The sequence below is a fragment of the Blautia sp. NSJ-175 genome (assembly GCF_022867815.1).
Classification (GTDB): Bacteria; Bacillota; Clostridia; order Lachnospirales; family Lachnospiraceae; genus Blautia; species Blautia celeris.
In genome coordinates this window covers 188,631-199,864 of the sequence record NZ_JALIFQ010000011.1, presented here as the reverse complement: position 1 = coordinate 199,864, position 11,234 = coordinate 188,631, and the positions used below count along the sequence as shown (strand labels likewise).

The 11,234-nt window shown below is 40.7% G+C and carries 9 protein-coding genes and 1 pseudogene; 1 reads left to right on the top strand and 9 read right to left on the bottom strand.

Annotation, left to right across the window (positions count from 1 at the left end; translation table 11 throughout):
- Positions 1-231: 231 nt before the first annotated feature.
- Positions 232-523 (top strand): annotated as a pseudogene (locus MUB35_RS18155) (ATP-binding cassette domain-containing protein); the annotation flags it as partial.
- 408 nt (positions 524-931) lie between these two features.
- Here the strand turns inward: MUB35_RS18155 and MUB35_RS18150 are convergent.
- The 9 genes from MUB35_RS18150 to MUB35_RS18110 all read right to left on the bottom strand — a co-directional run bounded on the left by MUB35_RS18150 (position 932) and on the right by MUB35_RS18110 (position 11,218).
- Positions 932-1,351, bottom strand: a complete 420-nt coding sequence (locus MUB35_RS18150; RefSeq protein WP_006567730.1) for a helix-turn-helix domain-containing protein — start codon at positions 1,349-1,351, stop codon at positions 932-934.
- A gap of 19 nt (positions 1,352-1,370) precedes the next feature.
- Positions 1,371-1,757 (bottom strand): metal-dependent transcriptional regulator, encoded by a 387-nt coding sequence (locus MUB35_RS18145; protein ID WP_008726159.1) that lies wholly within the window; start codon positions 1,755-1,757, stop codon positions 1,371-1,373.
- 48 nt (positions 1,758-1,805) lie between these two features.
- Positions 1,806-3,179 (bottom strand): MATE family efflux transporter, encoded by a 1,374-nt coding sequence (locus MUB35_RS18140; protein ID WP_006567732.1) that lies wholly within the window; start codon positions 3,177-3,179, stop codon positions 1,806-1,808.
- A gap of 47 nt (positions 3,180-3,226) precedes the next feature.
- Positions 3,227-4,960 carry an ABC transporter ATP-binding protein gene (locus MUB35_RS18135; RefSeq protein ID WP_006567733.1) on the bottom strand — a complete coding sequence of 578 codons (1,734 nt, stop codon included), beginning with the start codon at positions 4,958-4,960 and terminating at the stop codon, positions 3,227-3,229.
- A 4-nt stretch (positions 4,961-4,964) separates the two neighbouring features.
- Positions 4,965-6,785 (bottom strand): ABC transporter ATP-binding protein, encoded by a 1,821-nt coding sequence (locus tag MUB35_RS18130; RefSeq protein ID WP_006567734.1) that lies wholly within the window; start codon positions 6,783-6,785, stop codon positions 4,965-4,967.
- Between the two features lie 155 nt (positions 6,786-6,940).
- On the bottom strand, positions 6,941-8,386 hold the full coding sequence (locus MUB35_RS18125) for an ABC transporter ATP-binding protein (RefSeq protein WP_330688300.1): 1,446 nt from the start codon (positions 8,384-8,386) through the stop codon (positions 6,941-6,943).
- 38 nt (positions 8,387-8,424) lie between these two features.
- Positions 8,425-9,378 carry a helix-turn-helix domain-containing protein gene (locus MUB35_RS18120; protein WP_244806577.1) on the bottom strand — a complete coding sequence of 318 codons (954 nt, stop codon included), beginning with the start codon at positions 9,376-9,378 and terminating at the stop codon, positions 8,425-8,427.
- A 15-nt stretch (positions 9,379-9,393) separates the two neighbouring features.
- Positions 9,394-10,155, bottom strand: a complete 762-nt coding sequence (locus MUB35_RS18115; RefSeq protein WP_006567737.1) for an alpha/beta fold hydrolase — start codon at positions 10,153-10,155, stop codon at positions 9,394-9,396.
- Positions 10,136-11,218: an NAD-dependent epimerase/dehydratase family protein gene (locus MUB35_RS18110; RefSeq protein WP_008726155.1), complete on the bottom strand. Its 1,083-nt coding sequence runs from the start codon at positions 11,216-11,218 to the stop codon at positions 10,136-10,138. Before MUB35_RS18110 ends, MUB35_RS18115 begins: the two co-directional genes overlap by 20 nt.
- Between the last annotated feature and the right edge of the window lie 16 nt (positions 11,219-11,234).

The following is an 11,234-nucleotide window of genomic DNA, read 5'->3' as shown; positions in this document are numbered from 1 at the left end:
TCAATCTCTCACTACAGGCAGCCAATACTGTGACTGCTTTATAGTGATGCTTTCATAATTGTTGAAAACATTTGTTGTCAAGGTTCAGTTTTTTGCTACGTGTTTTATTTTCGTAGCAAGGTACAAACCTGAATTATCCAATTCAGTAACCACATCAGTTATACATAACTAAATCATTTGATGTGTATGAACCTATTCTACGATGATTTTCTCTTTTTATCCATTGACTGACAGTCCATTGACCCCGAAAAATTGATGAAGAAAATTTCTGTGGTATTTCAGGAGGTTTATTTATTTCAGGATACGATTGCAAACAATATACGCTATGGAAAAAAATGCCACTCATGAAGAAATTGAACAGGCAGCAAAATTGGCAAACTGCTATAATTTCATTATGGAGCAGCCCCAAGGCTTTCATACTATGATTGGTGAGGGTGGTTCTACTTTATCCGGTGGTGAAAAGCACCGTATTTCTATTGGAAGAGCCATGCTGAAAAATACGGCTGTTGTATTGCTTGACGAAAAACTTTTATACACGATTAAAATGATAGTCATAAACTAAAATATAAATATCCCTGATTAACCTTGTAGTGTCAATCAGGGATATTCCTGCATACTTCTCTTATTTTACAATTTCATTTTGATTAGTGGTTAGCAGCCCCTCCATGGTTTGTATTACGTAAATATTTTCACGTTTCATGTGACTTTTTCTATGTTTTACTAGTTCATGGTAATGATATGTTGATACGGAAATAAAATTACAAAACCAGTCCACACTGTCCCAGCATAGAGCCAGCATCGAATCTAGTTTATATTTTAACATATGAAAGCGTACGGAGACCGTTTTTCTTCTTTTATGCATGAATAAGGAGAGCTGCGGTTCCATAACTGATTTCTCAACTATTTTGCAACAGCCCCATCAACTTGTAATTTAAACAGTTCTTCTGGCTTCATATGCTGGATAATTATGATGTGTATTTCTCTTATGATTCCCAGCACTACTCTTTTCGTGGTTTCTTATGATATCCATATTGTTTTTTATTGTTTCTACAGTATTCAATAAAAATTCCACCTCCACTTCCGAGCATTCTTTTAATATTGATAATAGACGCAACACTAAATCGGAATGTATTTCGCTCTTTTCTGTTTCCGTTATCATAATGGGGACTGCATTTAACGCGTACAAAATTTTGCTATATGTTTTCATACCAATCATTCTGGAACCACTCTCCACTTTGCTTAAGTGGCTTAACGAAATTTCAGCTGACTCAGCTAATTCTTCCTGTGTCATATCTCTTTCCTCGCGCAGCCTTTTAATTTCTTCTGCTATGGAATAAACCTGGTGTATCATACGTTCTGTTCACCTCTAATCAATGTGTGTTTTCATCTTCCTCTTTTCTTAACAGATGTCTTTTTAGTTTCTGGAATGTCTCATCACTGATTGCATGTTCCAGCCGGCAAGCCTCTTCTTCCGCAATGGCAGGGTCGATTCCGGCATCAATAAGCTGATTCGTAAAGAATTGGTGACGCTCAAATATTGTTTCAGCTATTTCACGGCCCGCAACGGTTAAATGAAGATAGCCGTCAGTGTCCGTTGTCAAATAACCGCCATTACGTAGAACCGTCACTGCATGGCTGATGCTGGGTTTGGCATACCCCATGTGCCGGGCGAGATCAACCGAACGTACCATACCTTTTTGCTTTTGCAGAATTAACACCGCTTCCAGATAATTCTCTCCTGATTCATGAAGTTTCAGCGCTGCATCACCTCCTGTGTTTCGATACTGTTTAGAAAAACAGATTTCTTACTTCCCTGAAGCTTTTAACGCATCCATTCTTCTAAACTCATTTATCATCATACCAACCGCAACAATAAATACTATCACATCCGTAATAAACGGAGCAGCAAATACGCCATGTACACCAAATCCGGCAATATAAGGCATGATGATGGCTGCTGGTATGTAAATGGCTATCTGGCGTAAAATAACCAGAACACTCGCTTTTGTAGCTCTTCCGAGAGACTGCATCAGGGTCAGAACCACAATCCAGACTCCTAATAAAATATATGACAGGAAGAACAGACGGAAATCCCCTACTCCCAGTTCCACTACGGACGGCGTTGTAATAAACATAGAGAGAATTGTATTCGGTACTAACATAATCGGCAAATAGAAAATAAGCGCTAATAAAGTTGCTGTGATTGCAAACACTTTCGTGATGTGCTTTACCCGGTCGTATTGTTTTGCACCATAATTGGTTCCGACCGCCGGCTGATATCCCTGGGAAAGCCCCCATAAAGGAATAAATGCAAAAGACACTACCCGGTATGTTGCGCCGAGTATAATCTGCCATGTATCTCCTCCATGCTGCGCCGCAAGATTATAAAGTGCGGTTTGCTGGACCAGCATCATCACCTGCATCAGCATCGCAGAAAAACCTACTCCGATGATTTCCGAGAAAAGCGTTCTTTCAATGCGAATTGCATTGATTCTCACAGTCTTACTCCTTCGCTTAAAATACCAAAGAGAAGCCATTGCATACGCAACCTGCGAAGCCACTGTTGCATATGCAACTCCATCAATTCCCATGCCATAAGGTTTTAGAAGTAAAATGAAAATCGGGTCAAGTATAATATTCATGATAGCGGAACCGGCGCTAAAGAGCATTGCCTGTTTCAACAATCCCTCACCACGCATAATCATATTTGAGGACTGTGCAAAATTGACAAACAGACTGCCTGCAAAGATGATGCGTAAATACCGGAGTGCCAGCTCCAGAATTTCTCCGCTTGCACCAGAAAGCATTAAAATCTGTTTCGTAAAAATCATGCCTATCGCCATGATGATAAGAGAAAAAATCAAATTCATGGCGATCAGATTTCCCATTATCTTGTCAATTGTAGACTGATCCCTTTTTCCAATCGCCCTGGATAGGATTGAAGCGGAGCCGATACCGATGAGCGTGGAAATCCCACTATTGGCAAGCGTAAATGGATAGGACACAGAAACCGCTGCCATAGCGTTATCTCCTACCATTTGTCCGACATAAACTCCATCCATAAAATTGTAAAGCCCAACAACCACCATGCCGATAATCGCAGGTACGCTAAGTTTTAATACTAAACTTTGCGGGCTGTCATGAAGCAACATAGACCGAGTATCATTTTTATTTAACATAGAATCACTTCCTTATCTTTTTAACTGTCCATATTTTAAGTAACACCTTAGACTGACCAGCCAAGACTTTCCTGCTGTATGTAGAATAATTTGCTGTACAGTCCTTTTTGTTCAAGAAGCTCTTTGTGTGTCCCCTGTTCCATCAGTTCCCCCTCGTTCAATACCAGGATTTGGTCGGCATCTACTACTGTCCGCAGACGATGGGCAATCATTATAACTGTTTTCCCTTCTACAAGTCTGGCAATGGCCTGTTGAATCAATACCTCGTTCTCCGGGTCAAGGGAAGCGGTTGCCTCGTCCAGCAGAATAATGGGAGCATTTTTTAATAGTGCGCGGGCAATGGAAATACGCTGCCTCTCTCCGCCTGACAAGGTACTGCCATTTTCACCAAGGATCGTGTCATACCCCTCCGGCAGCCGTCTGATAAACTCATCACAATGAGCTGCTTTTGCAGCCGATACAACCTGCTCATCACTGGCATTCATATTTCCAATTCTAATATTATTAAATACCGTGTCATTAAATAAGGTCACATCCTGAAAAACAAATGACATGCTACGCATTAAATATTCTGGTTCAATTTGTTTCAGGTCCTTACCGCCGATTGTCACAGTACCTTTATCTACATCCCAAAAGCGGGCAATGAGTTTTGCCAGGGTACTCTTTCCGCTTCCGGACGGTCCAACTAGGGCAGTAATGCTACCTGTATTTATTTTTGCCGAAACATTTTTTACTACATCTTCTTTTCCATAGGCAAATGTAACCTGATTTAACTCGATATCATAATCCTTAATGTCCTGTTCTTCTCCCTCCATTGCCGGTGTTGTCAGCAGTATACGCATCCGCTTTGTAACCGTTCCCAGATGGAACAAACTGGTAAGCTGTGATAGGATAGATAATATCGGTCCATAAATTTGTGTAGAAAACATCAATAAAACCAGGAGGGGGTATAATTCAATCTGTCCACCTGTAATCAGGACTGTACCGATAAATATAGTGATTCCCAGGCTTGCCTGTAAAATCAGGCTCGCACATTGCACAAGAATACCTGAAGCCAATTCCACTTTAATTGCCGTCTTTTTCATTGCCAGGAGAGCCTTATTCAGTGTCTGAAAACGTTCTCCGCTCAAGCCACAGGATTTGATAATCTTGATTCCCTCCAAATACTCCTGAATCTGACTGGACGCCGCCAGTTTCACCCCCACCTGCTGGTCAAACAGGTGTAATTGCAGTTTACGGCCGCACCATATTATAAAGAAGCAGACAGGCATGGTACAAAATATTGCTAATGCCATGCGCCAGTCAAAAAAGGCCAGACATACGCATGTAAGTGTAACCGATATAATATTTGCTATGAGCGGAGGAATCGTACTGCTAAGCATGGATTCCATGCTGGCACAATCAGCCATCATATTTGTAGTTATATCTGACAAGTCTTTTGTGTTAAAAAAGCTCATAGGAAGCCTTCTTAAATGTTCAGCAATCCGTAACCGCGTGTTGCTTGCTTCCTTATATGACGCAAGGTAAGTTTTTTTATAATCATTCTTGGCAGCGATAAAGACCAGGATTGTAGCAAGCACTCCGATCACCAATAGTACCCACATAGTTGACCAGGATATCTCCTGCCCCATAAAGGGCTTTAAAAGCTGGCCGAACAACAGAATTGGAATCGCAGATGAAAGCATAATGGACAGGTTTGTCAATGTGCAGGCAAAAATCGCTTTTTTAAGGTCTGAATATCCTTTATCAGATAATAACAGTCGTTCTTGTAAAAATTTCATTTCGTTACACCGCCTTCCCTGTATGGATTTTCCAATTGACTGATTCTACATAACTGTTCCACATCTGCGTGTATTTTTCGCCATTTGCTATTAATCCATCATGGATTCCCTGTTCAATGAGATGTCCCTGCTCTATAACAAGAATCTGGTCGGCGTTACGAATCGTGGAAAGTCGGTGGGCAATCATAACCACTGTTTTGTCTTTAATCAATTTCTCAAAAGCTTTCTGTATTAAATATTCATTTTCCGGATCGCTAAATGCAGTTGCCTCATCCAGTACTATGATGGGGGAATCCTTAATTATGGCCCTGGCAATGGCAATCCTCTGCCGTTCCCCGCCAGACAAGCGGATTCCTGAAGAACCAATTACCGTATGATACCCATTCGGCAATTTTTCGATGAATTCGTGACACTGGGCCGCCTTTGCAGCCTCTATAACCTGCTCTTCTGTTGCATCAGGATTTCCCATCCGAATATTATCCAAAACACTTTGTTTAAAAAGAAATGTGTCCTGAAATACAAAACCAACCTGCTTCATCAGTTCCGCAAGGGGAATTTCACGGATATCTACTCCTCCAATTTGAATATTTCCCTCTGTCACGTCCCAAAAACGGGAAATCAAATTAGCAATGGTGCTCTTTCCTCCTCCTGACGGGCCAACGATTGCTGTCACCTCTCCCTGTCTGGCATGAAACGATACGTTATCCAGCGCCTTAACAACCACATCTGCTTCAGCTTCATAAGAAAAACTCACATGATCAAAGACAATATCCTTCCCCTGCTCCTTGACGCCGCCTCTGTAATCCGGCAAAACAGGTATATGTAAAATTTCTTCCATACGCTCCACATTGCCGTCAATCTGGGTAAATGACTCCGAAATGAACATGATCTTATTTAAGATGCCAGATATGGCCGGCACTAAAATCAAATAAAAGATAAAGGTTAGGGAGTAGTTTCTGTAATCTGTCACATTTCTTCCAATCAATATACCTACAGGAATCAGCAACAAATAGATGCTGTGGATAATCGCTGTAAACGCCGGCATGCAATTCCTCCACCCCATGGCATATTCCAATATGAAGGAGGTGTAATCAGTTATGGATCTGCTTAATCTTTTAAATGAATCTGCCGTCTGATTAAAGGCTTTGATTTCAGGCATCCCTCGCACATATTCCACAGATGCATTATTCATATCTTCCTGGGCAGACTGAAAACGGTGCATCTTCTCTTTGGCCGCCCCATTGAATCCTGAAAATTGAATGGCAAAGGCCAGCACAATTCCAAGAAGAGAGACAACACCATAACGCCAGTCAACAGCCAAAAGAATTATGACTAAAATAAGCGGAGCCACAAGAGATGCAACAAAATCCGGGAATTGATGGGCGATAAATTTTTCGATACTTTCTATATTCTCGTCCATAATTTTCCTCATACGGCCGCTTCCAATGGTCAGGTGATATCCTAACGGGATTGCAGTGATATGATCCGCAAAGTTTAATTTCAGTTCATACAATGTTCCAAAGGCTGCCAGATGGGAACACATCAGAGCACAGAAATAAAGTACCACATTTCCAGCAATGCCGGCCAGGGCAAACCAGCCGCACATCAAAATGGCAGGCATATCTGCTGCAGGCATATCCGGAAACACCAAAATCAGTTCCCTGATAACAAAATAGATTGACAGATAAGGTATAAACGAACATACTGCCGCCAATGCAGACAGAATTCCTGAAATAATCACTAACCCTTTGTGTTCTGATGCCAGCTCCAGGCAACGTGCCATTCCTGTTTTCCTTTTTTCCTCCTTGTTCTTTTCCTGTTTCATTGTTGCTCCTCCAATTCCATAATATTTGCACTATAGTTAGATTTTACTAACTGTAGTGTATTATAACGAAAAAATCCGCGGTTCTCTACTCCATTTCAAAATAACTTCCCGAAAATAGCCCGAAATTTCAACAACTTTATCCTCTTACAGATAGCTCAATACCCCATTTTCTCCAGTAGATAATCGGCAGAATTTATCACAAAATCGTCTGTCACCTTCCCCTCTTCCAACCTGATTGCTCTCTGGCAGCAAGACAGCACACATTCTGCATCATGGGTAATCACCAGAATTGTACGTCCTCTCCCAGCAAGTTCCTGAATAACATGGCTTACCTTTCTCATATTTACCCCGTCAAGGCCGCTGGTTGGTTCATCTAAGATAATAATGGGGGCTTCATGCATCAACGCCACCGCCAATGCGAGCCTCTGTTTTTGCCCCCCTGACAAAGTGGACGGGTGTTGTTCTCTAAACTCATACAAATCCAGTTCAGTTAATATCTGCCCAGCCTTTTCCCTTATTTCCGGTGATTCTTTACTGCCCAGTATCAGTTCGTCTATCAGATCCTCACCAAACAACTGGCTGTCGAGATCCTGGGGAATATACCAGACCGTTCCCCTCCTCTTTTTTATGTTGCTTTTATTTCCAAACAGAGTAACACGGCCGGAATCTTCTTTTAATAATCCGGAGAGCATTTTTCCCATTGTACTTTTCCCCATCCCATTGGAACCTATGATAGCGATAGATTCTCCTCTCCTGCAGGAAAAGCTGATATGGTCTGCAACCACTAATTTGCCAAACGTTTTACATAAATCTTTTACTTCTAAAATCACATCGCTGTTATTTTCAAATGGCATATGAGAACAAGTCACCGTATGCAGGTCAGGGTTTCTTAAACCCAGCTTACGGATTTCTTCCGCGGCCAGCTGCCTGATTTCAGCCTGCGTAAATTCATGCATAACGCGGCCATCTTTTATATACAGAAACCTGTCTGCAATTGGCATCAAGTAATAAAGTCTATGTTCCGCAATCAGAATTGTTTTTCCCTTTTCCTTCAGTTTCCTTATTGTATTACCCAATCTCTCTGTTGAATCCGTATCTAAATTTGCGGAGGGTTCATCCATAACATAAATTTCAGGCTCGATTGCTTCGGCAGAAGCAATCGCCACCTTCTGTCTCATTCCATAGGAAAGGTTCCGAATATTATAATTTAATATATTATTTATGCCCATACTATCGGCTGAAGCTTGGACATGGGCCACAATTTCTTCGTGCGAATACCCGTAATTCTCACATCCGAACGCAATCTCCCCTGCCACCTCATTGGCAAAAAATTGGCTCCGTGGATCCTGAAACACATTGCCTATAATCTTCCCCCTCTCCCAGGATGGATAACTGGAAAGGGGCTGTTTCTCTACATTGACGGTCCCTTTTAAATCGCCCTCATAAAAATAAGGAATCAGTCCATTAATAACTCGGGTCAGCGAACTTTTCCCACTGCCTGACGGACCGGTTATAACCACCGTTTCCCCTGCCTTAATATTTAAATTGATATCAGTAAGCTGGGGAATTTTATGCTGATATGAAAATGTCACATGCTGCATTTCTATTTCTTTTCCCATTTTTATTCTCCATATTCTTATTAGCTTCTCAGCTTTCTATAATCTTTTGGCAAAATACCATAGACATCTTTAAATGCAACAGAAAACTTACTTGCATTGGAATACCCCAATGAAAAGGCAATTTCACCAATTTTCATTTCACCATCTAAAATCAGCTTTTTCGCAATCCCCATTTTGTATTTCTTCAAAAATGCATATGGGGAATCTCCATAAACGTGATTAAATATTGTTTGAAACATGGTAGTCACCATATTTTTTTCTTTCACCAATTGTTTAAGTGAACGCTCCTCGTCTAAATGAGTAATCATGTAGTTCCAGATTTCTTTGACTGCCTCGATCTGGTCTTTGGGATAATACTGTTCCTTCTCAGCGTCATTTCGTTCAATATTTTGCAAATAGAAAAGAAGTTCCAACGTTTTAATTGCAAAGTAGCAAGTGCTCTCTTTCCCTTTTGCCTCATAGACTTCATCAAACAATCGCTGTAATTTAGAAGGAATATTGCTGATATACCATGCAGTGTTCAATGATAATTTTTCCTCAATCGCCTTAATGTCTATGGAAAAATCCGCCATAATCTTTTTCGTGGACAAACTCATTTTTTTCTCGTCAATCACCAGAGTAACGGCATCAAAGTAACCGAAGGGGAAATAATAGGAAGCTGGCAGATGCTCCCCGCTGCCAATCCAGAAATGGTCCTCCGACAGATGGGCACATATATTATTTGCAAATTCACAGACAACTCTCCCCCTGCGGCAACAGGTAATCTCCAGAATCTCGCTGTATGGGGTTACTGGAATAAAAGCATCTTCGGAATTAAACTCCATGAATACCATTTCCATTCCCTCAAATACTTTATATGTAACAATCAAACCCTTTCCCTGGCATTCGTACCGTTCTATTAAGCAATCACTGTCACTGTGCATAACCCTGGCGTTCCGGCCGTACCATTCCTGCACTTCCTGTTTTTCCGGCATGGTTTTAATCCTCCATTATGCTTCTATCATATTGCAGATTATCTGCGGTTTCCTGCTCAGAGCCTCCGCGTGTCCCATTTTCTCACAGGCACGGACTTTAAGAGGATAAATACTGACTCTTCTTATTAAACCAACAGAATTGGGGGCATATGTTTCATTGCCTCCATACATAATCACCACTTCCATTGATATTTTCTCTTTCCTGCTCCGGATATCATACTTGTAAGCTGCAAGAGCTGTCTGTAATAATGTTCCAAAGATTATACCGGCCTCCCCCATTGGCTGAAGAACCTGGACATCATTGTTATGTAAATACCCCATTTGTTTTTGCATATACTTCATCATGTGCTTTCCATGCAAAACCCGCTTCATCTGCCACGCCATAATAAGGCTGTATATGTATTTCATATTACCCATAGATTCATATTGTCCGCCGTCCAGTATCAGTTTTTTTATTCTTATATCACCTTTGAGTGCAAGTTCAAGTGCAATACTTGCTCCCAAAGAAATGCCATAAACTGTATCAACATAATTAATTCCCTTTTTCAGCAATGCAGTACTGATATAGTCGGCACTAAGAATGACAGAAGTAACCGCACCACTGGACGAAGCACTATGGCCTGGCAACTCCGGAATTATAAAATAATAATCTTTCCCCAATATATGAAGAACCTTATCAAAACAGTTCTTCCAATTGAATCCCATCCCATGTATGAGAAGTATTCTTTTACCGTTTTTATTACCAAGCAGATGAATCTTAGATTGATCCTTCTTCATAGGTTTCCTCTTTCTCCAATATTTTATCGGTCAAAACCAGGTCGATATTTAATTGTGGTAAATCATGTATTACAGTTTCTAAATCCACGATATCCATAGCATAATGAATTCCGAAGTCCGGTTGTTTTTCAACCAGGGCCTTAACCGTATAAGCGGCTATAATTGAACTGATATCACTACTGTATGAACTATGTACGTCCGCAGTTCTTATGTGACCCTGATTATTATCTGAACCTGTTACTTCAATATGTATATAGTTATATGCTGCTGTTGAGCCACCAGTCATTTCAAATAGCTTGATAATAGAATCAATACTTTGCTGCAGTGCCTCATCGCCTTGCTTTAAACCATATTTGATAACTGCTTCCTGCATTAACTTCGTGATTTCTTCTCCAAAAGAGGCGTAATACCAGTTTGCCCTCTCAGGTTTATATTTTTGAGTAATCCGTTGCAATTCTATCGTATAGTAGTTCTGCAATGTATACTCCTTATTTTCTACAATCCTGTAGATTGGTGTTTCATCCCTTTTTAATTCACCATTTTCATAATAGTTTAATGCAGTTCCAAATCCGGCTGTATTTGTCAAAATAAAATCTTTGATTGCCGATCTGCTCGGAATTTCATTCGTGATGCTCAACCCCATAATACAATCTACTGACTTTAAGCTCTCACATAAATATTTCATCAACAGGCCAGTCATTCCTGGGAAGAAGCCACTGGAAAGCACATAAACCGATTCGTTCTCTATATCTGCTATTCTGTCTTCTAAAAATGCCTCACCAGAAGGGTCCACAACAGGTATGTGATATTTAGCCGCTGCTCTTGCAATCTTTTCTCCATTGACAAAGGAGGCTCCTGCACAATTTACGATAATACTGCACTGACTGCAAAAGCTTTCTAAGTCATCAGATATATCTACATCTAATTGGATATATTGGTTATGGGCAGTAACTGATGGTTTTACCGAATGATAGGAAACTAGCAACTCATATTGATTCTCCAACAGTTTAACAACTCTTTTTCCTATTTCACCAGTTCCGCCTAATATCCCGACTTTCTTCATATTCCGCCCCTTTTCC

Coding starts and splice junctions, on each gene's coding strand:
- MUB35_RS18125 (WP_330688300.1), bottom strand. CDS start 8,386: ATGCAGCATGTGACATTTTCATATCAGCATAAAATTCCCCAGCTTACT.
- MUB35_RS18140 (WP_006567732.1), bottom strand. CDS start 3,179: ATGTTAAATAAAAATGATACTCGGTCTATGTTGCTTCATGACAGCCCG.
- MUB35_RS18120 (WP_244806577.1), bottom strand. CDS start 9,378: ATGCCGGAAAAACAGGAAGTGCAGGAATGGTACGGCCGGAACGCCAGG.
- MUB35_RS18110 (WP_008726155.1), bottom strand. CDS start 11,218: ATGAAGAAAGTCGGGATATTAGGCGGAACTGGTGAAATAGGAAAAAGA.
- MUB35_RS18130 (WP_006567734.1), bottom strand. CDS start 6,785: ATGAAACAGGAAAAGAACAAGGAGGAAAAAAGGAAAACAGGAATGGCA.
- MUB35_RS18150 (WP_006567730.1), bottom strand. CDS start 1,351: ATGATACACCAGGTTTATTCCATAGCAGAAGAAATTAAAAGGCTGCGC.
- MUB35_RS18115 (WP_006567737.1), bottom strand. CDS start 10,155: ATGAAGAAGGATCAATCTAAGATTCATCTGCTTGGTAATAAAAACGGT.
- MUB35_RS18135 (WP_006567733.1), bottom strand. CDS start 4,960: ATGAAATTTTTACAAGAACGACTGTTATTATCTGATAAAGGATATTCA.